Below are 24,974 nucleotides of genomic sequence, written 5' to 3' on the forward strand. Positions count from 1 at the left end.
CAGACGATTCGGCTCGTCGTTTGTCACCAACTGACCGACAGCGCCTTGCCCTCGTCGTACCCCGCCGCTGACTGCAATCCCACCCGCGCCCGTTCACGAAACTCCGGCACGCTCGCAGCGCCCGCGTAGGTGAACGATGACCGAACACCCGAGGTGATCATGTCGATGAGATCCTCGACTCCGGGCCGCTGCGGATCGAGGTAGATCTTCGACGAAGAGATGCCTTCGGCGAAGAGCTCCTTGCGGGCGAGGTCATACGGGTCTAGGCGCCCGAAGCGGTCGTGCACCGCCTTCGTCGACGCCATTCCCCACGATTCTTTGTAGACGCGACCGTCGGAGTCGGTCTGCAGCTGTCCCGGCGCCTCGATCGTTCCAGCGAACCATGACCCGATCATGACGGATGCTGCTCCCGCCGCGAGTGCGAGCGCCACGTCTCTCGGGTAGCGCACTCCCCCGTCGGCCCACACGTGTGCACCGTGAGCTCGCGCCGCTTCAGCCGTCTCGAGAACGGCAGAGAACTGCGGTCGCCCCACCGCGGTCATCATGCGCGTCGTGCACATCGCTCCAGGACCCACCCCAACCTTCAGAATGGTGGCCCCGGCGCGTGCAAGATCGTCTACGCCGTCGGCAGTGACAATGTTCCCCGCCGCGATCGGAATGCCCAGATCCAGACTCGCGACGGCGCCGAGCGCTCGCAACATGCCCTCTTGATGCCCGTGCGCGGTATCGACGACAAGCACATCGACGCCGGCAGCGGCGAGCGCCTTCGCTTTCGCCGCCACGTCGCCGTTGATGCCGACCGCGGCAGCCACGATAAGGCGACCCGACGAGTCCACCGCCGGTCGGTAGAGCGTGGAGCGCAATGCGCTGCGCTTCGACAAGGTGCCGACGACTCGCCCGTGATCGACGACGCACACCGTCTCGGCGCCGGCCGCGACGATCACGTCGAACGCGTGGCGAGCGCTCTCGATGTCGTGCGCGTCGATGGCGATGACACGACCGCGAGCAAGATCTCCCAGTCTTGCGTCAGGAAGCGCGGTGCCCAGCCTGCTGGCAGGAACAATGCCGAGCACATCGGTGATCATCGGCTCGTCCGCGTCGGCGACGACGATGCCATAGCCCTCGGTCGCCGGAAGAAGCAGCGATGCCTCGGCGACGGTGGCATGCGGCGGCAGCACAAGCGGGGTATCCCAGATGACGGGCTGCGCTTTCACCCAACGAATCGCGGCGTCAAGGTCTTGCAACGCCATGTCTTGGGGCAGCGCTCCAAGCCCACCTCTTCGAGCAAGTGTCGCTGAAAGGCGTGGGCCGGTGACGGAATTCATGTTCGCCGAAACGAGCGGAATCGTGGCTGTTGATCCGTCGCCCGGTGACAGATCGACGTCGAGACGACTGGTCACCGACGAGCGTCGTGGAACGAGGAATACATCTGAATACGTCAGATCAACAGTGGGTGTCTCTCCGTAGAACTCCATGCCTCAACGCTACTGACCCGCTGACGTACCCGCGCGCACCCATGATCTTTACAGCCAGCCCATCGCAGATACCCATACCTGATGCAGATACTGGGCTACGCTTAACAGACGCATGCGAGGGCACTACGTCCCGTGCGGTTCATTCTTCATCGATGAAAGCAGGCAATCGAGCGTGTCCAGCCAGGTGTCGGGCGTCGGAGTTTCGAGTGAGGGAGAGTTCGGGGCCAACGAATGGCTCGTCGATGAGCTGTACGAACAGTTCAAGGTCGACAAGAACTCCGTTGACAAGGCTTGGTGGCCAGTTCTTGAGGCCTACCACCCCGTGACGGCAGACGCGCCCCCTAGCCCGACGCAGCCATCTTCGAGCGAGGCGCACCCGGTCACCGCTCCGATCCCCGTGATCGGCGCCCAGCCAGTAGCGCGCACGACCGCCCGCCCCGCTTCACCGCAACCGGTGCCCGCACAGGCACCCAAGGCTGCCCCCGTCGTGGCAGATGAACCCGTCGAAGACAAGGTCACCGTTCTTCGCGGAATGCCCAAGGCTCTTGCATCGAACATGGACGAGTCGCTCACCGTGCCGACCGCCACCAGCGTGCGCACCGTGCCAGCGAAGTTGATGATCGACAACCGCATCGTGATCAACAACCACATGTCACGTACCCGCGGTGGCAAGATCAGCTTCACCCACCTCATCGGCTGGGCCCTCATTCAGGCACTCAAAGAGTTCCCGAGCCAGAACGTCTTCTACGCCGAGATCGACGGCAAGCCCTCGGTGGTCGCCCCGGCGCACATCAACCTGGGTATCGCTATCGACCTGCCCAAGCCTGACGGCACGCGCGCGCTCATGGTGCCGAGCATCAAGCGCGCCGACTCTCTGTCGTTCGAGGAGTACCTGGCTTCATACGAAGACCTCGTGGTTCGCGCTCGCGCCGGCAAGCTCACCGGAGCAGACTTCCAGGGCACTACGCTCTCGCTGACAAACCCCGGCGGAATCGGCACCGTGCACTCGGTACCCCGTTTGATGAAGGGGCAGGGTTGCATCGTCGGCGCAGGTGCGCTTGAGTACCCGGCGGAGTTCCAGGGCGCGAGCGACAAGACGCTCAGCGAGTTGGCGATCGGCAAGACGATCACGCTGACCAGCACCTACGATCACCGCGTGATTCAGGGCGCTGGCTCGGGCGAGTTCCTCAAGAAGGTTCACGAACTGCTCATCGGTCAGCGCGGTTTCTACGACGACATCTTCGCGGCACTGCGCATTCCCTACGCCCCGATTCACTGGGCTGCCGACATCAACGTCGACCTCGCAGAGCGCGTCGACAAGCAGGCTCGGGTGCAGGAACTGATCAACTCGTTCCGCGTGCGCGGTCACATGATGGCCGACACCGATCCGCTCGAGTACATGCAGCGCACACACCCCGACCTTGAGATCGAAGAACACGGGCTCACGTTCTGGGATCTCGATCGTGAATTCGTCACCGGCGGCTTCGGTGGTCGACGCGTGATGAAGTTGCGCGAGATTCTGGGAGTGCTGCGCGACTCGTACTGCCGCACGACCGGCATCGAGTACATGCACATTCAAGATCCTGAACAGCGTCGCTGGTTCCAGGAGCTGCTGGAAGTGAAGTATCAGAAGCCCGTGCACGACGAGCAGATGCGCATTCTCGACAAGCTCAACCAGGCTGAGGCGTTCGAAACGTTCTTGCAGACCAAGTACGTCGGCCAGAAGCGGTTCAGCCTCGAAGGCGGAGAATCGCTGATTCCCCTTCTCGACGAGATTCTGCAGGGAGCAGCCGAAGCGGGCCTCGACGGAGCGGCCATCGGCATGGCGCACCGCGGACGCCTGAATGTGCTCACCAACATCGCAGGCAAGACGTACGGACAGGTCTTCCGCGAGTTCGAAGGAGCCGTCGCGGTCGGCTCCAAGCGCGGCTCCGGCGACGTGAAGTACCACCTCGGCACCGAGGGCACGTTCGTTGACGATCGAGGCAAGGAGCTTCCGGTCTACCTCGCCGCCAACCCCTCCCACCTTGAGACCGTCGATGGCGTTCTCGAGGGTATCGTTCGCGCCAAGCAAGATCGCAAGCCAATCGGCACGTTCTCGTGGCTGCCGATTCTCGTGCACGGCGACGCCGCTTTCGCCGGTCAGGGCGTGGTCGTCGAGACGCTGCAGATGTCGCAGCTGCGGGGCTATCGCACCGGTGGAACCATCCACGTGGTGGTCAACAACCAGGTCGGCTTCACGACGACTCCGCAAGACGGCCGTTCGTCGATCTACTCGACGGACGTGGCAAAAACCATCCAGGCTCCCGTCCTTCATGTGAATGGCGATGACCCCGAAGCGGTCAACCGCGCAGCTCAGGTCGCATTCGCTTACCGTGAGAAGTTCCACCGCGATATCGTCATCGACCTTGTCTGCTACCGCCGACGCGGGCACAACGAGGGCGATGATCCTTCGATGACCCAGCCGCTGATGACCAATCTGATCGAAGCGAAGCGCTCGGTTCGCCGCCTCTACACCGAAGCGCTCGTCGGTCGCGGTGACATCACCGAAGAAGAGTACGAGCAAGCCAAGCGTGACTTCCAGAACCGCCTCGAGATCGCCTTCGCAGAAACGCATGCGGCAGAGACCGGCACATCGAACGTCGTAGAGATCGACGCGTCTGAAGAACCCGTCGTGGGCGCCCCCGACACCACGGGCGTCAGCCGCGAGGTCGTTCAGCTGATCGGTGACGCCTTCGTGAACAAGCCGGATGGCTTCACCGTTCACACCAAGTTGCAGCAGTTGCTCAACAAGCGGGCCGATATGAGCCGCAACGGAAACATCGACTGGGCGTTTGGCGAGCTTCTCGCATTCGGATCGCTGCTGCTCGAGAAGACGAACGTGCGCTTGGCCGGCCAGGACGTACGCAGGGGAACCTTCGTGCAGCGCCACGCGGTGCTTCACGATCGCGCAAACGGCCAGGAATGGATTCCGCTGTCGAACCTGAACGACGATCAGGGACGCTTCTGGGTATATGACTCGCTGCTCAGCGAATACGCCGCCATGGGCTTCGAATACGGCTACTCGGTAGAACGCGCCGATGCTCTCGTGCTCTGGGAAGCGCAGTTCGGTGACTTCGCGAACGGTGCGCAGTCGATCATCGATGAGTTCATCTCGTCAGCAGATCAGAAGTGGAGCCAGCAGTCGAGTGTCGTGCTGCTTCTGCCCCACGGTTACGAAGGCCAGGGACCAGACCACTCATCCGCACGCATTGAGCGCTATCTGCAGATGTGCGCACAAGACAACATGGTTGTTGCGCGTCCGTCGACACCGGCATCGTACTTCCACCTGTTGCGTCGTCAAGCGTACTCACGTCCGCGCCGCCCGATGGTGGTGTTCACGCCGAAAGCGATGTTGCGACTGCGCGGTGCAACCAGCCCCGTTGATGACTTCCTCACCGGCACTTTCGAGCCCGTTCTCGACGACGATCGCGGCCTCGACCGCAGCGCCGTCAAGCGGGTTCTGCTGCACTCGGGCAAGATCCACTGGGACCTCAGGGCCGAGCTGGAGAAGAACCCGAACCCCGAGATCGCGCTCGTGCGTCTCGAGCAGTTCTACCCGACTCCCGCGGTCGAGTTGAACAAGGTTGTCGAGCTGTACCCGAACGCTGAATTGGTCTGGGTACAGGACGAGCCAGAGAACCAGGGCGCGTGGCCCTTCGTAGCGCTTGAGCTCGTGAAGCACATGGAGGGGCGCACGATCAGTCGCGTCTCGCGTGCCGCCGCCGCATCAACGGCAACCGGTTCGCCCAAGGTCCACGCTGCGGAGCACGCCGAGATCATGAAGAAGGCGCTGACGATTAGCTGAGCCAGCCTGTCACATGCTGAGGGTCCAAGATGCAATGGCATCTTGGACCCTCAGCATTTGTAGTGGAAAACTCGCCGCACGCCTCGGTCGCTAGTGACTCGCTTGCGCCTCGCGCAGCTTCGCCATTACCAAGTCGCGCAGCTCTTCGGGAGCAGCCTCTTTGCACGCTCGTGCAACCACGTCGGTGAGCGTACGGGCAACAAGCGCCTCATCGCGACACTCGGGGCATTGCCGCAGATGCTCTGTGATGTCGCTGTGCTGCGTCTTGCAGACCTCGTTGCGGAGGTACTCCTCAAGGTCACGCCGCGCCTTTTCGCAGCCGCAATCAGTCATTTCGCGCTCCTCGTAGCGGACTCGATGCCGCGTTCTTTCGCATAGTCGGCAAGCAGCTCACGGAGCATTCGCCGGCCTCGATGCAGGCGGCTCATGACTGTGCCAATAGGGGTCTTCATAATGTCGGCGATCTCTTGGTAGGCGAATCCCTCAACGTCTGCCAGGTAGACCGCGAGCCGGAAGTCTTCGGGGATCGCCTGCAACGCGTCTTTGACGACGGAGGCCGGCATGTGGTCGATCGCTTCAGCTTCGGCCGATCGCGTCGTTGAAGCGGTCGTTGACTCGGCACCACCGAGTTGCCAGTCCTCGAGCTCGTCAATCGTGCCCTGATACGGCTCACGCTGCTTCTTGCGATAGGTATTGATGTACGTGTTGGTCAGAATCCGGTACAGCCACGCTTTGAGATTCGTTCCCTGAGTGAACGACTTCCAAGAAGCGAACGCTTTGACGAAGGTCTCTTGAACGAGGTCGGCTGCGTCGGCCGGGTTTCTGGTCATGCGCATACCGGCGGCATACAACTGGTCCATGAAGGGCAGCGCTTGCTCTTCAAACTGTCGTCGGGCCGCGGCCGCTGAATCCTCTTGCTCGGTCATCAGGCGCAAGTCTACGGCGATGTCTTGCGTGTTTCTGGTGAAGTCGTCGCCCGACACCTCGGCGCCAGATCTCTCAAGAGTTGCAATCACCTGCTCGATGTCCTTCCTCGCGTGCTGCCGGCGTTGCGTCACCGGTTCAGTAGGGTAGAACGCGATGACAGTCGACGGGTATTCCCCCAATTCACAGACCGCTCCCAAACGAAGCGGTCATTGGCGAGCCCCCACTGCTGCCGGCCCGCTGAATGCCACTGTCACCGTGCCGGGGTCAAAGTCCCTCACGAACCGAGAGCTCATTCTCGCGGCGCTCGCCGACTCGCCGAGTCGACTCACCGCGCCATTGCACTCTGATGACTCCGCCCGCATGGTGGATGCGCTGCGCGCGCTCGGTGTGGGAATCGAACTCGAGAGCGGCGATGGCCTGTACGGGGATGATTTTCTCGTCACTCCCGCCAAGCCGTTCCGTGGTGACACCGTCGTCGACTCTGGTCAGGCAGGCACTGTTATGCGGTTCGCGGCTGCCCTCGCGGGGTTCGCGCACGGAGATGTCACGCTCACCGCCCACGAGAGCGCCCTGCACCGGCCGATGGGTGCGATGATCTCCGCGCTGCGAGATGTTGGTGTCGACATCGACGATGGCGCACGCTGGACCCTTCCGTTCACAGTGCGTGGTCGCGGCCACGTGCGTGGTGGCGAGATCACCATCGACGCCAGCGCCTCGAGCCAGTTCGTCTCAGGGTTGCTTCTGGCTGCTCCCCGGTTCGACGTGGGATTGCATTTGCGGCACTGCGGTGATCGCCTACCGAGCATTCCGCACATCGACATGACCGTTGAATCCCTCGCGCATCGCGGCGTGCACGTCGAGCGTCCCGCTGTCGGCGAGTGGATCGTGCCCGCGAGCAGCATTCGCGGCAAAGATGTTGCCATCGAGCCCGATCTCTCAAACGCCGCGCCATTCCTGGCCGCCGCGATGATCGCAGGCGGGTCAGTTTCGGTGACCGGCTGGCCGGCTCATTCCACTCAACCCGGAGCGATGCTCTCGGACATTCTTTCGCTGATGGGTGCGCGTGTCGTGCGCCGCGGCGGCGCGTTGACTGTGACCGCCGGCAGCAGCATCCATGGAGTCGATCTTGATCTCTCGGCTGCTGGCGAGTTGACCCCGACCATCTTTGCGCTGGCGGCATTCGCTGATGCCCCCACGACGCTCTACGGCATCGGGCACATTCGCGGCCATGAGACTGACCGCATCGCTGCGCTTGTCGGAGAACTTCGCGCGCTCGGTGGAGAAGCGCACGAGCTCGAAGACGGCATTCGCATCGTGCCTCAACCGCTGCACGAGGGCGGCTGGCGTGCGCATCATGACCACCGACTAGCGACGACCGGAGCTCTCATCGGCCTTGCTGTGGATGGCGTCGAGGTCGATGACATCGGTACAACGGCGAAGACCATGCCGCAGTTCCCCACCATCTGGCAGCGGATGCTCGATGACAGCGATCGCGTCGACTCTGCCGAGGCGATGCATTCACTGTGAGCTGGCTCGATGATGACGACGATGACGTGCTCGAGTTCGACGAGTCCAGCATTCGCGTCCGTCCAAACCCCAAAGCCAACCGTCCCCGCACCAAGCGACGCCCCGCTCACGCCGACGCGCAGATCGCGCGCGTGCTTGGGGTAGACCGCGGGCGCTACACCGTGCTCGCTGACGAAGGCGGCGTCGATGAGCGTCTCGTGCTGGCCACGCGCGCGCGAGAGCTGCGCAAGATGCCGATTGTCACGGGCGACCGTGCGCGAGTCGTAGGCGACCGCTCCGGTGACGCGGGCACGCTCTCACGCATCATCGGCATCGAGGAGCGCACGTCGTTGCTGCGACGCAGCGCAGACGACACAGATCAAGTTGAGCGCGTGATCGTGGCGAATGCTGATCAGATGCTTGTCGTGGTCGCAGCGGCGGATCCGGAACCACGCGCACGTCTGGTGGATCGCTATCTCATCGCCGCCCTCGATGCGGGCATGCGTCCGCTTCTCGTTGTCACCAAGACCGATATCGCCGATCCCACAGCGTTCCTGCGGCATTTCGAAGCGCTCGATGACCTCCAGATCTTCACAAGCGGCATGAGCACAGGCGGGATGCCGCTCGAAGCAATCGGCGAGGCGCTCGTCGGTCATTCCACCGTGTTCGTCGGCCACTCGGGCGTCGGTAAATCTACGCTCGTGAACGCTCTTGTCCCAGACGCACACCGTGCGACAGGGCACGTGAATCAGGTCACCGGTCGCGGCCGGCACACATCGAGCTCTACCGTGTCGCTGCGCTATCAGAGCGCAGACAAGACCGGATGGGTCATTGACACGCCGGGCGTGCGGTCGTTCGGCCTCGGACACGTCAAGACCGCCAATATCTTGAGAGCTTTCACCGACCTGGCCGAGATCGCCCTCGAATGCCCCCGAGGATGCACGCACCTGGCAACGGCACCCGACTGCGCGCTACCGGTCGCCGTTGCAGAGGGACGGCTCGGAGATCGAGGCGCGGAGCGACTGGATTCACTGCAAAGGCTGCTCGCGACGTTCGCAGAGAAGTAGTCTGGGGCGGTGACCAATCGCCTTGAAGCCGGTTCTGCCGCACCCTCCTTTGCTCTCAAGAACCAAGATGATGCCGTCGTCTCGCTAGACGCACTGCGCGGAGGGCGCGTGATCGTGTTCTTCTATCCCGAAGCTATGACGCCAGGGTGCACGACAGAAGCATGCGACTTTCGAGACAGCCTGGCGCCTCTGCAGGCAGCCGGCTACACGCTGCTCGGCATCTCGCGCGACGAGCCCGAGAAGCTGCGTCGCTTTCGCGAGCGCGATGGCCTCACCTATGACCTGCTCAGCGACCCCGACCACAGCATTCACGATGCGTATGGCGTCTGGGGTGAGAAGGTGAATTACGGCAAGACCTTCATGGGTGTGATCCGTTCCACATTCGTCATTGACGAGGCCGGTCTCGTCAGTCACGCGCTGTACAACATTCGCGCCACCGGCCATGTCGCACGGTTGCGCAAGACGCTCGAGGTTTAGCGTGTCTCGCCGCGTTCTCTGATGGCGGCAGCACGAACCGCCAGCACCAGAAGAACCAGCGTCACAACTGCCGGCAGTGCAAGCGCCGCTGCCGCCATCGGGTGCGCGAACTCGCCAGTTGCTGCGCCAACCGCGACCGCAAGGATCAGCAGCTGAGTGACGATTGCGCCGGATCGACCCCACGACTCATTGCGCCAAATGGCCACCGAAAATGCCAGCACAGCCGCGGCGCCCACCGCGGTGAGCACGACGAGAGCCAAGGCCGTCGACAGCACCCCGGTGTCTCCTGCCAGGAGCGCCAGCACCTGCCATGCGACCAATCCGGCGACCGCGACGCCCTCGAGGCCCACCAAAACGGCTGCCACGCGCTCACGCTTGCTTGTAGACATTCGCCAATTCCCTTCCGCAAAACCACGCACTCATGTGACATTCCGACACAGAGTCAAGGGAATACTCAGGTAACCAGACAGAAACCCTACGTTCATCTCTTGATTCGCGATATCGCCTATGGGAGCATTGACAAAGCCGTGTGCTCCCACAGCGACGTGGGGCGAGCATTCTCTCGCACTCATTTAGGGTATCGGACCCGAAACCATACCCACGTCACTCAACCCCAACCTCGTATCAAGGAGCACCACCATGGATTGGCGCGATAAGGCGGCCTGCCTGACTGTCGACCCCGAGCTGTTTTTCCCCGTAGGAAACACGGGCCCGGCCGTCGACCAGATTGAAAAGGCCAAAACGGTCTGCGCAAAGTGCACCGTCACCGAGGTATGTCTTCAGTACGCACTCGAAAGCGGTCAAGACTCCGGCGTATGGGGCGGTCTGTCAGAAGACGAGCGCCGCGCTCTCAAGCGGCGCGCAGCCCGCGCTCGCCGAGCGAGCTGACCCTATGCCTGCGCGATATAGCGCATCGGAATCTCGATAGTCACTTCGGTGCCGCTGCCGGTCAACGTGTGCCAATCGATTGTGCCGCTGAGCTCACCTTGAATCAGCGTTCGAACGATTTGCGTGCCGAGACCGTTTCCCACCTGCCCCTCTGGCAACCCTGAGCCGGTGTCGCGGACGCGAACTTCGAGTTTCTCCTCGTTGCGCGCTGCAATGATCTCGACGTCACCCTCTTGGCCGGCAAGACCGTGCTCGACAGCGTTGGTGACAAGCTCGGTCAACGCCAGCGCTAGCGGCGTAGCGTATTCGCTGGGCAAGGTGCCGAACCGTCCAGACGACCGCGTGCGCGCGCGCGTGTTGGGTGCCGCGGCGACCTCCGCGACCAGCTTGAGCACACGTGCAAAGACTTCGTCGAACTCGACGTTCTGCGCCAGCCCCTCAGAAAGCGTGTCGTGCACGACCGCAATGGCGGCAACGCGACGCATGGCATGCGTGAGCGCTTCGCGGGCCTCTTCGGAATGCGAGCGCCGAGCTTGAATCCGCAACAATGACGCGACTGTCTGCAGGTTGTTCTTGACCCGATGGTGAATCTCGCGGATCGTCGCGTCTTTGGTGATCAGTTCCTGCTCTTGGTGGCGTATCTCCGTGACATCGCGACACAGCACGATCGCGCCGATGCGCGTGCCATGATCGCGAAGCGGGATAGTGCGCAACGACACGGTGACGCCACGCGACTCCATATCTGCGCGCCACGGTGCCCGCCCGGTAACCACGACGGGCAACGACTCGTCGAACTGCCGCTTGTCGGGCAGGATCGTCGTCACCACTTCGACAAGCGATTCGCCTTCGAGCTCATCGACGAAACCCAGCCGGTTGAAAGCCGACAGCGCGTTCGGACTCGCGAACGTTGTGATGCCGTCAACGTCGAGCCGGATGAGCCCGTCGGATGCGCGCGGAGCGCCTCTGCGCGGAGAAGTCGGGGCGGTCATATCCGGGAACTCTCCCGATGCCACCATGCCGAAAAGGTCGTCGGCACAATCGTTGAAGGTGATCTGCTGTCGAGAGGGCGTGCGGGTCTCGCCGAGGTTGGTGTGGCGAGTCACCACACCAAGGGTCTGCGGGGCGTCTGTGCCCTGTGCCCGTACGACCGGCACTGCACGCACCCGAGTGGGCGTCTCTTCAAACCAATCAGGCGACGCCGAATCGACGATGCGCCCGGTCTGAAAGGCCTCGCGCACTTGAGTGTTCCACTGCGGTCGAACCCGACCGCCGACGATGTCACGATAGAACAGCGTCGCTGCTCCCCCGGGCCGAGTGTGCGCGACCGCCACGAACGAATCGTCGGGCGTGGGCACCCAGAGCACGATGTCTGCGAAGGCGAGGTCGGCGAGTAGCTGCCCGTCGCCAGCGAGGCGATGCAGCCACTCGACGTCTTCTTCGCTCGCACGGCCTTGGGCGTAGACAAGATCACTGAGGGTCGACACCCCTCCAGCCTAGAGCGGGTTTGTCATGCTGCCGTTTTGGTGTAACGCCGCGTGACCCGTCGCGATGCCGCAACGGTGGCAGGCGGCGGCACAAGCACGTCGCCGACGAAACGCCGCACCCCGAGCACGAGCGGAGACTTGGGAGACTGCTCGGCAATTGTGCGAGATGCGAGCAAAGCAGCATCCGCCGCTCTGGCGTCGAGTGGCAAGAACCACACGTCTCTGATGCCGCCGAACCTCTCTAGGGTGCGACGAATCTGTCCGCGCGCGTCGATTCCCAGCGCGCCGGGCCGCACCTTGTTCGCAACCACCCGCACGGTCGTGCCCCCAATGGTCGCGCGAAGATCGGCGTGTGCCCGCAGAAAGCGTGAGATCCCGATCGGATCAGCACCTGCGACGGCCACGACGACGTCTGCGCAACGCAACGCCGCGAGCGTGGCGGCGTTGCGCCTGGGCCCCTCGAGGTCGCTGACAATCTCTTCGTCGCGTTCGAGTGACGAAGAGACGTCGACCACGGTGAAGTCCGCCCAGCTGCGGCAAAGCTCGAGAGCCTTCGCCACTCGTTTCTCGCTGAGTTCCGGCCATCGCGACGGCCGGTTCAGCCCGGTGAGCACGTCGACTCCGGTGCGCCCAAGCGGGATGCTTATTCGCGTGAGCTCCTTCTCATCGAGTCCGCCGAGTTCCGCCTGCCTGCATGCTGCGGCAAATCCCGGGCCCTCATCGGCGATACCCAACGTCAAGGCGATCGACGGCGCGTGAGTGTCAGCATCCACCAGTGCGACATGCTTGCCCCCTCGCGCGAGCTCCGTCGCGAGTTCGATGGCAACCGTAGAGCGACCTGGCGCTCCCGGAGCGCCCCACACCGCGATCACGCGTGGAGCCTCACGCGCATCGGCCGTCTCCACAACGCTGCGCGGCTGAGCCGCGAGGGCTTCAGCGACAAGTCGCGGAGTTGCATTGGCGCCGAGGGATTGTTCCAGGCCGAAGACCGCGGCGACTCTTTCGTCGGAATCATCTGCACAGAGGGGCAGAATACGTGTTGCTGCCCGATCGCACAGTGCCACTACTTCGGCCGTCAGCGAGTCTCGCCGCACCTCTAACACCACCGCGTCTGCAGCCAGCACCGCCCGCAGCAGGCTCTCGGATTCGTCTCCTAACAGAGCGTCGCCAGCAACCTCGGCGAGCGCTCGCGCTTCGGCTGTCGTCGTGACTTCGTAGCCTTCACGAGTGAGACCAGCCGACAGCGCTTCACCGCCATCAACGGCAACAACCACGTTCACGAGCCTGCTCCAGCAGAAACCACCGACAGGGCAGACTGATCGGCGATCGCGGCAAGGGTTGCCGCGACGTCGGCGCGCGCGATCACCAGTTCGAGTGCCGCGGAGCCGCCTCCGATAGCAGAATCGTCCCTTGTGACCGCCGCAACGACAGCATCTGCCACCAGAATTCGCGGGGTGTCGTACGTGCCTCGCTCGAGAAGCGGCGCCGCCCACAGCTCCACGGTTGCACCTTCATCGATAGAGGCTGGAACATCAGCGCTCGTGCGGATGACGACGCTTGTCGTGCTCACCGTCACCGGGTCGGCAACGGCAGACGCCGGCAGCAGCTCCCCCGCGGCGATCGTGCGGGTGGCTACTGCGCCCTCGGCCAAATCGTCAGGGGCGACATACGAGTCGCCCAGCTGACCGAGCGCGACTTCGACTACTCGCAAGTCACCGGCCGCAATGGCTTCTCCGGGAACGATGGCGCGCGTTGCGGCGTAGGCAGGGGACGTCTGCCGAGCCGTCGCGACAACAAGCCAGACCCCCGCGATGGATGCGACGATGAGCACAATCCCGAGAAGGAATCGCGCGTCGCCCCACACTCGGCGTCGTGGTGAGCGAACTGAATCTGCGACCGTCATGTCGTCAATAGTCGCTCACCGAGCAAATCTGCGGCTTCGGTTATCCACAGGGGCGTGCCCCTCCGCGCGCCTTGCACAGGCCGCCGCCATAATGGGGGCATGCCCGACAACTCCGTGCCTGAGGTGCGCTTGCTCGCCCCGGCCCAGGTTGGCGAGCTTCTCAGCATTTCGGTCGACGAGGTCATGGCGCTCGTGATGAGCGGTCAGATTCGCGGAATGCGGGTAGGCGCGCCGCCGCGCTGGCGCATCGAAGAGGCGAGTGTGAGTGGCTATCTCGACGACCAAGCCGAGGAAGCTCGCCGGATGGCGCTGTGGCGGCAGTCGAATACCGCCAGTTTTCCTGAGCTCTGGGGCGGCGGAATCATTCGTCAATCTGAATGACTCGTTGTTGTTAGATCAGTGGAGCGTCTGCGTCGAGCCGAATCCACGACACCGCCGCGAACGGCACCAGTCGATGCCCCGTGACGTCGGTGGTTCTGCGGGGCTGCCCGCTATCGTGCAGCGCGAGATCGAAGTGATCCGCGCCGGCGCGGTCGATCGTACCCGTGAGGTGACGCACGCCCACAGCGAGGGTCACCCCGACGCCAACCCGTCGCCGAACGAGATCGCGCAGCACAAAACCAAAGGTGACCCGGTCGCTGAGTGAAGATCGCTCGGCGACCGGGCGCGCACTGCGTAAGACGTCAACATGGGGCACGAGCACAGACACGATGCCCTCGAGCGGAGCCAGCACGGCACCGGCAAGCGGCTGTGTCGGTTCAAGCGCGACCCAGTCAGCGCCGACGCCTGATACCTCGGCGTGCAGAGTCGACCCGTCAGACATTTCGAATGCGAGAGCCGAGGTCGTGCGTTCGCGCGATGCCAGCGCACCAAGGCGATCTCGGAGCGCGACGCGTGAAAGACGCAGCCGTTCGGCTTCGGTGTCGAGCGCCGCACGCTCGGCCTCCCACTCAGAGGCAAGCTGATCCTCAAGATCGGCAAAAAAGCGGTCCCAACGCACGTGCCGAGAGTAGGCGATGCATTAGGACTCGATGAGAAGTTATCCACAACCTGGGGTTTCGCCTTTTCCTACGGGCCTCACAAGTGTTCTACTAGCTCACGGATAACCCCCCACTGTTGAGATAGGTACCCCATGGCAACGCCGCCGACGGGCCACGCCCGCGCATACCGCGCCTCTGATGAAGCGCTGGAGCTTTCTGAATTCTTCGCCCCACAGCGAACCTCAGCCGTTGAGCTCCCCGACCCAGAAGTCTTCCTCCGCAACCTCACTCGAGGAGTTCTCGAGGTGTTCGCGGGCGTGCGCGAAGTGGATCAACTGGCACGCTGGCTCACCGAAGATCCGTTTCGCAAGCTCGTCACTCGCACAAATCTTGCGACCCGAGCCCGAAGCGCCCGAGGCGTTCCCGCCGTGCGCCCGGTTCATCAGATCCTCAGCGTGCACTGTTCAGCGCCCACCGACGGTGTCGTCGAGGGCACGGTGATCGTGCAGATCCCGACGCGAGTTCGTGCCGTTGCAGCCCGTCTCGAGGGCATGGACGGTCGCTGGCGAGCGACGTCGCTCGCTCTTCTCTAGCTATTGCTTGTACGACGCGAGAAAGTTGCCGAGCCGCTCGATAGCTTCGGTCAACACACGTGCTTCGGGCAGGGTCACGATGCGCACATGATCTGGGCTCGCCCAGTTGAAACCGGTTCCCTGCACCAGCAGCACATGCTCTGCGATCAAGAAGTCGTAGACGAACTTCGCGTCGTCGTGGATCTCATGCACGTTCGGATCGAATCGCGGGAACGCGTAGAGCGCTCCTTGCGGTTTCACGCAGCTGACACCGGGAATCGACTCAAGTGTTTTCCACGCAGCGTCGCGTTGCTCGTGCAGCCTGCCGGTGGGCGCGATCAGCGCGTCAATCGACTGCACGCCAGAAAGAGCGGCCTGCACCGCGAACTGTGCGGGAACGTTTGGGCAGAGCCTGGTGGATGCCAGTAGCGTCACGCCCTCGATGAACCCGGCGGCGTGGGCTTTCGGGCCGGTGATCACCAACCAACCCGATCGGTAGCCGGCGACACGATATGTCTTTGACAGCCCGTTGAAGGTGAGCACGAGAAGGTCTGGCGCTACGGATGCCATCGGAATGTGCACCGCGTCGTCGAAGAGAATGCGGTCATAGATCTCATCTGACAGCACCAGCAGCGAGTGCTCTCGTGCAGTGTCGGCGATTCCCTCGAGTATTTCCCGCGTGTACACCGCGCCCGTTGGATTGTTCGGGTTGATGACGACGATCGCCTTGGTGCGCGGAGTGATCTTCGAGCGGATGTCTTCGAGATCAGGCTGCCAGCCATTCTCTTCATCACAGACGTAGTGCACGGGTGTTCCGCCACCCAAGCTCGTCATCGCCGTCCAGAGCGGATAGTCCGGTGCAGGAATGAGAACTTCGTCGCCCTCATCGAGCAGCGCCTGCATGACCATCGTGATCAGTTCAGATACACCGTTGCCCAGATACACGTCATCGGGATCGAACGACGGAAAGGTGGGGTCTTCTTCATATCGCGAGACCACGGCGCGTCTGGCCGACATGATGCCACGGCTGTCGCTGTAGCCGTGCGCCTGCGGCACAGCGTCGATCATGTCACGAACGATCTGAAACGGTGCTTCGAAGCCGAACGTGGCGGGGTTTCCCGTGTTGAGCTTCAAAATCGTGTGACCATCGGCTTCGAGGCGATCCGCCGCAACGAGCGCCTGCCCACGAATCTCATAGAGCACGTCTTTGAGCTTGCGGGACTGATCGAGGGGGCGGAGCTGACTCATCGCACCAGGATATCGGGGTCGAGCGGGAGCCCATCGACATCGTCGGGCAGCCGCGCCCGGGCGCAACAAAGAACGCGCGTTCGAGGCAGAGCAAAGCCTGCCGCGAACGCGCGTTCTGCGTGCGTCGTTTTCTATTTGCTCTTGTCTGCAGCGCGGCGCTGTGCGCGGTTCTGTGCGGCCGGGGCGGCATTGCCGGCATCCGCTTTCTGACCGAACGCACCACGAGGCGCCTCAGCGGGCGGGGCCGTCTGCGGCTGCCCCTGCGCCGCCGCGGTCGCGGCGGCCTGACGCATGCGCGATGTCGCCGACTGCTGCACCTGGCCGCGTTCGTTGCGCACCTCGACTTCGCCAGCATCGTTGGCGGCCGAGTACTCCAGTCGTTGGCCCTCGATGGGTGCCGAGGCGCTGAGCCCCTTAGCCTCCACCTGAGCTTCGCCCTCACCTTGACGACGCACTTCGACGTCGAGGTTGTACAAGTAGCCGACGGACTCTTCTTTGATCTGTCCCATCATCGACTGGAACATCTGGAAGCCCTCGCGCTGGTACTCAATCAAGGGATCACGCTGGGCCATGGCACGCAGGCCAATGCCATCTTTGAGGTAGTCCATCTCGTAGAGGTGGTCGCGCCAGCGGCGATCAAGCACCTGCAGCACCACGCGTCGTTCGAGCTCACGCGTTGCCGCGTCGCCAAGAGTTTCTTCGCGGGCGCTGTACGCGATTCGTGCGTCGGAGATGATCTCGCGCTTGAGCCCCTCCGCGTTGATACCGCCCCGGCGCCCCGCGGCTTCTGCGACAACCTCGTCGATGGTCACGCTGACGGGATAAAGCGTCTTGAGTTCGGTCCACAGCGCGTCGAAGTCCCAGCTTTCGGTGTGACCCGACCCGGTGTGGTCATCGATGACCGCGTTGATGGCGTCTTCGATGAAGTGCTGCACGCGGTCTGCGATGTCGTCGCCCTGAAGAATGTGGCGACGATCCGAGTAGATTGCCTCGCGCTGCCGGTTGAGCACATCGTCATACTTCAGAACGTTCTTGCGGATCTCGGCGTTGCGGCTCTCCACCTGGCTCTGTGCCGACTTGATGGCCCGTGAGACCATTCCCGACTCGATCGCGACATCGTCGGGAAAGTTCGTGCGCGCGAGAATCGCTTCGGCTGCGCCCGACTGGAACAACCGCATCAGGTCATCGGTGAGCGACAGGTAGAAGCGGCTCTCGCCGGGGTCGCCCTGACGACCAGAGCGGCCGCGCAGCTGGTTGTCGATTCGACGCGATTCATGCCGCTCGGTGCCGAGGACGTACAACCCACCGGCTTCGACAACTTTGGTGCTCTCTTCAGCGACCTTCTCGCGCATCGACTCGTAGACCGAGTCCCACTCGGCCTCGTAGTCTTCGGGCGTCTCAACCGGGTCAAGGCCCTTTGACTTGAGCTCTTGCACCGCGAGGAACTCGGCGTTTCCACCGAGCATGATGTCGGTACCGCGACCGGCCATGTTGGTGGCCACCGTCACCGCGCCGAAGCGGCCCGCACGGGCAACGATCTCTGCCTCACGTGCGTGGTTCTTCGCGTTGAGCACCTCGTGCTTGATGCCCTTCTTCGCGAGCAGCCGTGAGAGGTATTCGCTCTTCTCGACGCTCACCGTGCCGACGAGAACGGGCTGACCACCCTCGTGGCGCACCGCGATGTCTTCGACGACCTGGGCGAACTTGGCCTGCTCGTTCTTGTAGACGAGGTCAGACTGGTCTTTGCGCACCATCGGGCGGTTGGTCGGAATCGGAACCACACCGAGGTTGTAGGTCGACATGAATTCGGCGGCTTCGGTCTCTGCCGTACCGGTCATACCCGCGAGCTTGTCGTACAGCCTGAAGTAGTTCTGCAGTGTCACCGTCGCGAGAGTCTGATTCTCAGCCTTCACGGGAACCGCTTCTTTGGCCTCGATGGCCTGGTGAATGCCCTCGTTGTAGCGTCGGCCTGCCAAGATGCGGCCGGTGTGCTCGTCGACGATCATCACCTCGTCGTTGATCACGACATAGTCGCTGTCGCGCTTGAAAAGTGCGAGCGCCTTGATCGAGTTGTTGAGAAAGGAGATGAGTGGCGTGTTGGCCGATTCGTACAGGTTGTCGATGCCGAGGTAATCCTCAACCTTTTCAATGCCGGGCTCGAGCACACCGATTGTGCGCTTCTTCTCGTCAACCTCGTAGTCGACGCCAGCATCCAGCGTTTTGGCGATCTTCGCGAACTCTACGAACCAGCGGTTGGCCTCGCCGGAGGAGGGTCCAGAAATGATCAACGGGGTGCGAGCCTCGTCGATCAGGATGGAGTCGACTTCGTCGACGATCGCAAAGAAGTGACCTCGTTGAACGAGGTCTTCTTTTCGCCACGCCATATTGTCGCGAAGGTAGTCGAAGCCGAACTCGTTGTTGGTGCCGTAGGTGATGTCGCACTCGTACTGCGCACGACGCACCTCGGGCGTCTGTCCGGCGACGATCGTGCCGGTGGTCAAGCCAAGGGTGCGATAGATGCGCCCCATGAGCTCTGCCTGGTACGACGCCAGGTAGTCATTGACCGTGATGACATGCACGCCTTTGCCGGCGATCGCATTGAGGTAAACCGGGAATGCACCCGTCAGAGTCTTTCCTTCGCCGGTTTTCATTTCGGCGATGTTGCCGAGGTGAAGCGCGGCGCCACCCATGATCTGAACGTCATACGCTCTCTGACCGAGGGTGCGCTTGGCCGCCTCACGAACGGCTGCAAACGCTTCGGGCATGAGCTGATCGAGCGTCTCGCCCGCCTCATGGCGTGCGCGAAGTTCTGCGGATTCGCCGCGCAGTTCCTCGTCGGTGAGCTGTGCGTAGTCCTCTTCGAGGGCGTTGACCGCTTTGACGACCTGGTTCAGACGACGAAGGATTCGGCCCTCGCCGGCACGAAGCAGTTTCTCGAGGGGGTTTGCCACGAAGTGTCTCCATCTTGTCGGGTTCGACGCGTTTGGCGCCCATGCCGCCCGGAAGCTGCGCCCAGGCATACCTGCCCATGTTATCTGTCTGTGACCTTGGCGTGTGCTGGGTATCAGACTGTCGCGAAATCCAGGCGTGCCTATACTCGGCAATTACATACTCAGTATGCGAAGAACGGAGCGTTTCACGTGTCGGTGCGGCAGGGTCTGATGGCCATCCTCAATCAAGGCCCTTGCTACGGCTACCAATTGCGCGCTGAGTTCGATCGGCGCACCGGTTCAACCTGGCCGCTGAACGTCGGGCAGATCTACAACACCTTGGACCGCCTGGAGCGCGATGGCCTTGTCACCAAGGCAGACCTCGACGAGCAGGGTCACGTCTATTGGAAGATCACCGACGCGGGGTCTTCAGAGGTCGACAATTGGTTAGGCACTCCGGTACGTCGCACCGGCGGAACACGAGACGAGCTCGCGATAAAACTCGCGCTCGCTGCCACGCTGCCAGGAGTCGACGTCGCAACGCTTATCGAAGCGCAACGGCAGGTTTCGCTTGCTCAGCTCGACGAGCTGCAGCGCACACAGCCTGAAGGTGCCGGAACCAACGACCCGCGGGCTCTCGCTCGCTCGATCGTCGTCGATTCGATGATCTGCACTGCCGAAGCCGAACTGCGCTGGCTCGACCGTGCCGAGCGGCGTTTGGCGCAGCATCCTGAACGATCGATGGCCTTCGAGCTCTCCGAAGAGCGCCCCAAACGCGGCAGACCTGCCAGAGATGCCAGCCGCTGAGCGCGGGCTCGGCGCGGCGCCCTGTCGCTTCACAGCCTCGGCACACTACTCTTAACTGTGTCTACAGACGAAACGAACCCCCAGGCCGAGGCTCAGACCGAGCCCACCGCGACAACTTTTGCTGACCTCGGATTGGGCGAATCGGTGCTCAAAGCACTGCGTGACGTCGGTTACGAGACCCCCTCTGCTATTCAGGCTGCCACCATTCCCACGCTTCTTCAGGGACGTGACGTTGTAGGTCTTGCCCAAACCGGAACCGGCAAAACAGCCGCATTCGCGTTGCCCATTCTCGACCGCCTCGACGTGTCGCAGAAGACCCCGCAGGCACTCGTGCTTGCACCGACTCGCGAGCTCGCCTTGCAGGTGTGCGAGGCCTTCGAGAAGTACGCCTCGCACGTGAAGGGCGTTCACGTTCTTCCGGTATACGGCGGCCAAGGCTATGGCGTGCAGCTGTCAGCGCTTCGCCGTGGCGTGCACGTGATCGTCGGAACACCCGGCCGCATCATGGATCACCTCGACAAGGGCACCCTCGACCTTTCAGAGCTCAAGTACCTCGTACTCGACGAGGCCGATGAGATGCTCAAGATGGGTTTCGCCGAAGACGTCGAGACGATCCTCGCAGACACCCCGTCGACCAAACAGGTCGCCCTGTTCTCAGCCACCATGCCGGCGACGATCCGCCGCATGTCGAAGCAGTATCTGCACGACCCCGAAGAGATCACGGTCAAAACCAAGACCACGACGTCGTCGACGATCACGCAGCGCTACCTCATCGTGTCGTTCCAGCAGAAGATGGACGCCCTGACGCGCATTCTCGAGGTCGAGAACTTCGAGGGCATGATCATCTTCGGTCGCACCAAGAGCGTCACCGAAGAGATCGCCGAGAAGCTTCGCGCCCGCGGATACTCTGCGGCCGCCATCAACGGTGACGTTGCCCAGCCAGTGCGCGAGCGCACCGTCAACCAGCTGAAGTCGGGCAAGCTCGATATTCTCGTGGCCACCGATGTTGCTGCGCGCGGCCTCGACGTCGAGCGCATCTCGCACGTGGTGAACTTCGACATTCCCACTGACACCGAGTCTTACGTGCACCGCATCGGCCGCACCGGACGCGCCGGTCGTTCAGGTGACGCCATCAGCTTCGTCACACCGCGTGAACGTGGCCTGGTGCGCGCTATCGAGCGGGCAACCCGCCAGGAGCTCACCGAAATGCGCCTGCCGAGCGTCGACGAAGTCAACGTGACCCGACTGTCACGCTTCGACGACCGCATCACTGCGGCGCTTGGCGAAGGCGACCGCATTGAGCGGTTCCGCGACATCATCGCCCACTACGTGCGCCACCACGACGTACCTGAAGTAGACGTTGCGGCCGCACTGGCCGTCGTCGCCCAGGGCGAGTCGCCCCTGTTACTCGACGCCGAGGCGGAACGCCCCAAGCGCGATTTCGCGGACCGTAGCGACCGCCGCAGCAGCTTTGATCGCGACAGCCGCGATGGCCAGCGCGAGCGCCGTCAGCGCCCCAGCAACCCGAATATGGCGACCTACCGCATCGCCGTGGGCAAGCGCCAGCGGGTCGAACCGCGCCAGATCGTGGGTGCACTCGCCAACGAGGGCGGCCTCAGCCGTGGTGACTTCGGCGCGATCCAGATTCGCCCTGACTTCTCGCTGGTCGAACTGCCGGCAAACCTTTCCAGCGACACGCTCAGCCGACTCTCTGATACGCGCATCTCGGGTCAGCTCATCGAGATCCGTCTCGACTCGGGCGGTCCCAGCCGTGGCGAGCGCAAGCCCCGCCAGAAGCGCGAGTACTGACACTGTCGTGAGTCGTTGATGGATGCTGACCCCGGCATCCATCAACGACTCGAGCACGCGTGACGGCCGCTGACCCGAGTGCACAGCACCGATGGTCAGCCGACGCATGGTTTGCGACCTTAGGATCGAAGCTATGGCCGGATTCTGGGGCAAACGTAAACGCGAGCAAGAAGAGCTTCATGCTCAGGATGCTGATGTCGCGCGCCGCGCGCAGATTGCGCTGGTCGCAACTGACGAACGCATTCGCGTCACCACCGATGAGCTGGCTTTCGCCGATGCCGAGCTAGGCCCAACTTCGACGAAAGACCTGCGCGATGCACTCGAGTCGGTGCGTACGCACATGTCTGAGGCGTTTCATCTTCATCAGCTCAATCACGACGATATTCCCGACACTCCCGAAGAGCTGCGCACGCGCAACGCGCGCATTGTTCAACTGTGTGAGTGGGCCGAAGAGCTGCTCGATGACCGCACAGCGGCATTGGCCGAACCGATCGAACGCGCGCGCCGGGCCCCCGAGATCATTGCTCGAGTGCGGGCGGACACCGCACGGTTGCGCACTCGCGTGCCGCACGCGCGTGAGACAGTCCAGCGTCTCGCTGCGCGGTATGCGCCCGAAGCGCTCGAGCAGGTCGAGTCGAATCCCTCCGAAGCCGACCAGCTTCTCGGGTTCGCTGAGCACAGCGCCACGGTGGCCGAGCGGCGACGTGAAGCCGGCCAGCGAGAGCAGGCCAATCTCGCCCTTGAAGCCTCTACCGAGGCAGCGAGACGAGCGGCGACACTGATCGACGCTGTGGAAACATTCGAAGTGGAAGCGCTGCGCGCCGAGTCCACACTCGCCGCGGTGGTTGAAGAGTCACGAGAAGACCTTATGGCTGCGCGCTCCGCCCCCCAGGTGCCCGCCGTCACGACAGCGATGTCGAACTTGCAAGCGGCCCTCAAGACGCTGCCAGCAGTTGGGGTCAACACCGACCCGTTCGCTCTGCTTTCACGCCTCAGAGACGCGAACAGCGAACTGGATGCCGCCATCAGCGCCGCGCGTGAGCGCGCAGCGCGAGTGATTCCCGACATGGCTCACGTTCGCCATGCCATCGACGATGCCGACCAGCAGCTGGCCGTGGCGCGCAGTGTGATTGCCGGGCACCGCGGCTGGATCGGGGCCGATGCCCGCACCCGTCTCGCTGAAGCAGAGCGATTGCGCACAAACCTCGATCACTTTCTGGGGACTTCGGCATCGACGGCGATCACCATCGACGACGATCACCGCGAGCAAGCGCTGACCTTCGCTCGACGCGTGGCGTTCCTCGCGGGCGAAGCCTTGCAACTCGCGCAGCGCGACATCAATTCTTCTCGCCCGTCCGGTGGCGACCAGTGGGGACCGCCAGGACCGGGCGGCGGCCGCCGCGGCGGCGGAAGCGACCTGATGGGCGGCTTGCTCGGCGGATTCGTGATCGGAAGCCTGCTGGACGGCATGTTCGACTGAGCGCGAACGAAAAAGAAACGCCCCGATCGATTGATCGGGGCGTTTCTCGCTCAGACTGTCAGGAAGCCACCGCTTCGGGCGCCGCCTGCGTCGTGAGGGAAATCACTCCGTAGTCCCAGCCTTTGCGGCGGTAGACCACGCTGGGGTGGTCGGTGCTTGCGTTGACAAACAGGAAGAAGTCGTGTCCGACGAGCTCCATCCGATCAACCGCTTCTTCCACCGTCATCCACTCAGGATGGAATTCTTTCGTTCGGATGACGACGGGTGTGTAGTCGGGCTCTTCTTCGTCGCCAGCCTGCACGGGCACTTCGCCCGTCGCGACTGCACGCAGCATTTCGGCTGAGGCTGGCTGCACATCGAGGCCGGAGATCTCGCCACTCCCCTTTTCGAACTTGGCGCCTCGAGGATGGTTTCGCGCATCTACGCGCTTGTCCTTCGCCCTGCGTAACTGCTCGCACAGCTTGTCGACCGAGAGATCAAGGGCCGCGAACTTGTCGCCATCTTTCGCCTCTGCCCGCACGATTGGACCTTTGCCCACAACCGTGAGTTCAACGGTGTCGTCTTCCATCCGACCGTTGTGATGGGCTCGATGCGTTACCTTGACCTCGACGCGTTGCGCGCGGGGTGCGAGGTGCTCAATTCGGGCTACCTTTTCTTCGACTACTGCGCGAAATCGATCCGTGATTCCCACGCCAACGCCGACGATGCTGGTTTCCATCCCTGACCTCCATGTTCCGGTCCGCCGGGTCAAGGGCGGACCTCAGTCGCCTTGTGCCCCCACCGTAGCCCCCGCGACACCGACATGTCACCTGTGAGTATCAAATGCGTCGTTCGCTCTTAGCGGAGGTCTGATATTCGCTCAAAGCCTGTCGCGGTGTCGCGGCAACTGTGGCGGCACCCAGTACGATGGCTCCGGCTGATCGCAATGCCCGGATCGCCTCTTGGAGGGTTGCGCCCGTCGTCACAACGTCATCGAGGACGATGACACGTCGCCCAGCAGCATCCATCGCCCGCATGCTCAGTGACACGTTCTCACGGCGTTGTATGATCGTCAGCCCTCGTTGGTCGGCGGTGCGCCGAGCTGTGCGCAGCAAGCGAGCCACGGGCAGTGTCGTACGCGCCGCGAGGCGGTCTGGCACTCGGTAGCCTCGCCGGCGATACGCCGCTCGTGAGGTGGGCAGCGGCACGACCACCGTGTCAGCAGGGGGCGACACCTTGGCAACGGCTGCGTTCAGTGCCGGCGTGAGCGACGAAATGAGGCTCGTACGTCCGTCCTCTTTCACCGCGCGAATCACGCGAGCCGCGACGCCCTCAAAGCGAAGGCCGCTCCACAGCGGCACGTCGCCGTCGACACCCGCGAGCGCGCGCCGGCTCGGGTGCGGGCGCAGCTCGTCGACGCATCGTTCGCAGAGGTTGACGTCGGCGGCACCGCATCCGCCGCATTCCACGGGCATCACCAGGGTGAGAGCTTGAGCGAGTGCGGGTCGAACGAGATCGTCGAAGAGTGTGAGGGGCATTGCGACAGCCTGCGACGCAGACGCGACGCGTAACGCAGATCCCCGCCTGCTGTGCAG

Annotated in this window: 22 protein-coding genes; 10 read left to right on the plus strand and 12 right to left on the minus strand. The window is 63.1% G+C overall.

Features of this window, described 5'->3' with window-relative positions:
- Positions 1-23: 23 nt before the first annotated feature.
- A complete protein-coding gene (locus tag SJY18_RS05370; RefSeq protein ID WP_396668632.1) occupies positions 24-1,475 on the minus strand; it encodes a GuaB1 family IMP dehydrogenase-related protein in 1,452 nt (483 codons plus the stop codon).
- Between the two features lie 172 nt (positions 1,476-1,647).
- On the opposite strand from SJY18_RS05370, the gene SJY18_RS05375 reads away from it, so the two are divergent.
- Positions 1,648-5,322 (plus strand): multifunctional oxoglutarate decarboxylase/oxoglutarate dehydrogenase thiamine pyrophosphate-binding subunit/dihydrolipoyllysine-residue succinyltransferase subunit, encoded by a 3,675-nt coding sequence (locus SJY18_RS05375; protein WP_337338865.1) that lies wholly within the window; start codon positions 1,648-1,650, stop codon positions 5,320-5,322.
- A 90-nt stretch (positions 5,323-5,412) separates the two neighbouring features.
- On the opposite strand, the gene SJY18_RS05380 is transcribed toward SJY18_RS05375, so the two are convergent.
- Positions 5,413-5,655, minus strand: coding sequence for a zf-HC2 domain-containing protein (locus tag SJY18_RS05380; RefSeq protein WP_337338866.1), 243 nt, complete (start codon positions 5,653-5,655; stop codon positions 5,413-5,415).
- A complete protein-coding gene (locus tag SJY18_RS05385) occupies positions 5,652-6,248 on the minus strand; it encodes a sigma-70 family RNA polymerase sigma factor (protein ID WP_396668633.1) in 597 nt (198 codons plus the stop codon). The genes SJY18_RS05380 and SJY18_RS05385 overlap by 4 nt, the downstream gene beginning before the upstream one ends.
- Before the next feature lie 154 nt (positions 6,249-6,402).
- Between SJY18_RS05385 and aroA the strand changes: the two genes are divergently transcribed.
- Genes aroA through bcp form a run of 3 tightly spaced genes read left to right on the plus strand, consistent with a single transcriptional unit; the run spans position 6,403 to position 9,299 of the window.
- Positions 6,403-7,776: a 3-phosphoshikimate 1-carboxyvinyltransferase gene (gene aroA, locus SJY18_RS05390; protein ID WP_396668634.1), complete on the plus strand. Its 1,374-nt coding sequence runs from the start codon at positions 6,403-6,405 to the stop codon at positions 7,774-7,776.
- Positions 7,773-8,822 carry a ribosome small subunit-dependent GTPase A gene (rsgA, locus tag SJY18_RS05395; RefSeq protein ID WP_337338869.1) on the plus strand — a complete coding sequence of 350 codons (1,050 nt, stop codon included), beginning with the start codon at positions 7,773-7,775 and terminating at the stop codon, positions 8,820-8,822. The genes aroA and rsgA overlap by 4 nt, the downstream gene beginning before the upstream one ends.
- A gap of 9 nt (positions 8,823-8,831) precedes the next feature.
- A complete protein-coding gene (bcp, locus tag SJY18_RS05400; protein ID WP_396668635.1) occupies positions 8,832-9,299 on the plus strand; it encodes a thioredoxin-dependent thiol peroxidase in 468 nt (155 codons plus the stop codon).
- Here the strand turns inward: bcp and SJY18_RS05405 are convergent.
- Positions 9,296-9,688, minus strand: a complete 393-nt coding sequence (locus tag SJY18_RS05405; protein WP_337338870.1) for a histidine kinase — start codon at positions 9,686-9,688, stop codon at positions 9,296-9,298. The two genes, bcp and SJY18_RS05405, sit on opposite strands and share 4 nt — an antisense overlap.
- Before the next feature lie 250 nt (positions 9,689-9,938).
- On the opposite strand from SJY18_RS05405, the gene SJY18_RS05410 reads away from it, so the two are divergent.
- Complete coding sequence (locus tag SJY18_RS05410) at positions 9,939-10,187, plus strand: WhiB family transcriptional regulator (RefSeq protein WP_337338871.1); 249 nt, start codon at positions 9,939-9,941, stop codon at positions 10,185-10,187.
- 2 nt (positions 10,188-10,189) lie between these two features.
- Here the strand turns inward: SJY18_RS05410 and SJY18_RS05415 are convergent, their stop codons facing one another.
- The 3 genes from SJY18_RS05415 to SJY18_RS05425 are packed head-to-tail and all read right to left on the minus strand — an operon-like array spanning position 10,190 to position 13,574.
- A complete protein-coding gene (locus tag SJY18_RS05415) occupies positions 10,190-11,671 on the minus strand; it encodes a histidine kinase N-terminal domain-containing protein (protein WP_337338872.1) in 1,482 nt (493 codons plus the stop codon).
- A gap of 23 nt (positions 11,672-11,694) precedes the next feature.
- Positions 11,695-12,951: a CpaE family protein gene (locus SJY18_RS05420; protein WP_396668636.1), complete on the minus strand. Its 1,257-nt coding sequence runs from the start codon at positions 12,949-12,951 to the stop codon at positions 11,695-11,697.
- Positions 12,948-13,574, minus strand: coding sequence for an SAF domain-containing protein (locus SJY18_RS05425; protein ID WP_396668637.1), 627 nt, complete (start codon positions 13,572-13,574; stop codon positions 12,948-12,950). The genes SJY18_RS05420 and SJY18_RS05425 overlap by 4 nt, the downstream gene beginning before the upstream one ends.
- A 99-nt stretch (positions 13,575-13,673) precedes the next feature.
- Between SJY18_RS05425 and SJY18_RS05430 the strand changes: the two genes are divergently transcribed.
- Positions 13,674-13,955 (plus strand): DNA-binding protein, encoded by a 282-nt coding sequence (locus SJY18_RS05430; protein ID WP_337338875.1) that lies wholly within the window; start codon positions 13,674-13,676, stop codon positions 13,953-13,955.
- Positions 13,956-13,965: 10 nt separating this feature from the next.
- On the opposite strand, the gene SJY18_RS05435 is transcribed toward SJY18_RS05430, so the two are convergent.
- Positions 13,966-14,574, minus strand: coding sequence for a hypothetical protein (locus SJY18_RS05435; RefSeq protein ID WP_396668638.1), 609 nt, complete (start codon positions 14,572-14,574; stop codon positions 13,966-13,968).
- Positions 14,575-14,706: 132 nt separating this feature from the next.
- Between SJY18_RS05435 and SJY18_RS05440 the strand changes: the two genes are divergently transcribed.
- On the plus strand, positions 14,707-15,147 hold the full coding sequence (locus tag SJY18_RS05440) for an Rv3235 family protein (RefSeq protein WP_337338877.1): 441 nt from the start codon (positions 14,707-14,709) through the stop codon (positions 15,145-15,147).
- Here SJY18_RS05440 and SJY18_RS05445 read toward each other — a convergent pair whose 3' ends face one another.
- The gene (locus SJY18_RS05445; RefSeq protein WP_396668639.1) at positions 15,148-16,374 is read right to left on the minus strand and encodes a pyridoxal phosphate-dependent aminotransferase; all 1,227 of its coding nucleotides are present in this window, start codon (positions 16,372-16,374) and stop codon (positions 15,148-15,150) included. It lies immediately after the preceding gene.
- A 131-nt stretch (positions 16,375-16,505) separates the two neighbouring features.
- Positions 16,506-19,325 (minus strand): preprotein translocase subunit SecA, encoded by a 2,820-nt coding sequence (gene secA / locus SJY18_RS05450; protein ID WP_396668640.1) that lies wholly within the window; start codon positions 19,323-19,325, stop codon positions 16,506-16,508.
- 189 nt (positions 19,326-19,514) lie between these two features.
- Here secA and SJY18_RS05455 point away from each other — a divergent pair, with 189 nt between their 5' ends.
- The 3 genes from SJY18_RS05455 (at position 19,515) to SJY18_RS05465 (ending at position 23,400) form a co-directional block, all read left to right on the plus strand.
- The gene (locus SJY18_RS05455) at positions 19,515-20,111 is read left to right on the plus strand and encodes a PadR family transcriptional regulator (protein ID WP_396668641.1); all 597 of its coding nucleotides are present in this window, start codon (positions 19,515-19,517) and stop codon (positions 20,109-20,111) included.
- A gap of 57 nt (positions 20,112-20,168) precedes the next feature.
- Positions 20,169-21,920 carry a DEAD/DEAH box helicase gene (locus SJY18_RS05460; RefSeq protein WP_396668642.1) on the plus strand — a complete coding sequence of 584 codons (1,752 nt, stop codon included), beginning with the start codon at positions 20,169-20,171 and terminating at the stop codon, positions 21,918-21,920.
- A gap of 133 nt (positions 21,921-22,053) precedes the next feature.
- Positions 22,054-23,400: a hypothetical protein gene (locus SJY18_RS05465; protein ID WP_337338882.1), complete on the plus strand. Its 1,347-nt coding sequence runs from the start codon at positions 22,054-22,056 to the stop codon at positions 23,398-23,400.
- A gap of 58 nt (positions 23,401-23,458) precedes the next feature.
- On the opposite strand, the gene hpf is transcribed toward SJY18_RS05465, so the two are convergent.
- Both hpf and SJY18_RS05475 read right to left on the minus strand, forming a co-directional pair.
- Entirely contained in the window at positions 23,459-24,118 is a 660-nt protein-coding gene (gene hpf, locus SJY18_RS05470) for a ribosome hibernation-promoting factor, HPF/YfiA family (protein ID WP_337338883.1), read from the minus strand.
- A gap of 100 nt (positions 24,119-24,218) precedes the next feature.
- Complete coding sequence (locus tag SJY18_RS05475) at positions 24,219-24,917, minus strand: ComF family protein (protein WP_396668643.1); 699 nt, start codon at positions 24,915-24,917, stop codon at positions 24,219-24,221.
- Positions 24,918-24,974 lie beyond the last annotated feature (57 nt).

It is taken from the genome of Microbacterium sp. R86528 (genome assembly GCF_044596335.1).
GTDB lineage: Bacteria > Actinomycetota > Actinomycetes > Actinomycetales > Microbacteriaceae > Microbacterium > Microbacterium marmarense.

Excerpts from the sequence above, each read along its gene's own strand:
- SJY18_RS05425 (WP_396668637.1), bottom strand. The coding sequence starts at position 13,574 with ATGACGGTCGCAGATTCAGTTCGCTCACCACGACGCCGAGTGTGGGGC.
- SJY18_RS05410 (WP_337338871.1), top strand. The coding sequence starts at position 9,939 with ATGGATTGGCGCGATAAGGCGGCCTGCCTGACTGTCGACCCCGAGCTG.
- aroA (WP_396668634.1), top strand. The coding sequence starts at position 6,403 with ATGACAGTCGACGGGTATTCCCCCAATTCACAGACCGCTCCCAAACGA.
- SJY18_RS05465 (WP_337338882.1), top strand. The coding sequence starts at position 22,054 with ATGGCCGGATTCTGGGGCAAACGTAAACGCGAGCAAGAAGAGCTTCAT.
- SJY18_RS05380 (WP_337338866.1), bottom strand. The coding sequence starts at position 5,655 with ATGACTGATTGCGGCTGCGAAAAGGCGCGGCGTGACCTTGAGGAGTAC.
- SJY18_RS05430 (WP_337338875.1), top strand. The coding sequence starts at position 13,674 with ATGCCCGACAACTCCGTGCCTGAGGTGCGCTTGCTCGCCCCGGCCCAG.
- SJY18_RS05370 (WP_396668632.1), bottom strand. The coding sequence starts at position 1,475 with ATGGAGTTCTACGGAGAGACACCCACTGTTGATCTGACGTATTCAGAT.
- SJY18_RS05385 (WP_396668633.1), bottom strand. The coding sequence starts at position 6,248 with ATGACCGAGCAAGAGGATTCAGCGGCCGCGGCCCGACGACAGTTTGAA.
- SJY18_RS05445 (WP_396668639.1), bottom strand. The coding sequence starts at position 16,374 with ATGAGTCAGCTCCGCCCCCTCGATCAGTCCCGCAAGCTCAAAGACGTG.
- hpf (WP_337338883.1), bottom strand. The coding sequence starts at position 24,118 with ATGGAAACCAGCATCGTCGGCGTTGGCGTGGGAATCACGGATCGATTT.
- SJY18_RS05405 (WP_337338870.1), bottom strand. The coding sequence starts at position 9,688 with ATGTCTACAAGCAAGCGTGAGCGCGTGGCAGCCGTTTTGGTGGGCCTC.
- SJY18_RS05475 (WP_396668643.1), bottom strand. The coding sequence starts at position 24,917 with ATGCCCCTCACACTCTTCGACGATCTCGTTCGACCCGCACTCGCTCAA.
- SJY18_RS05440 (WP_337338877.1), top strand. The coding sequence starts at position 14,707 with ATGGCAACGCCGCCGACGGGCCACGCCCGCGCATACCGCGCCTCTGAT.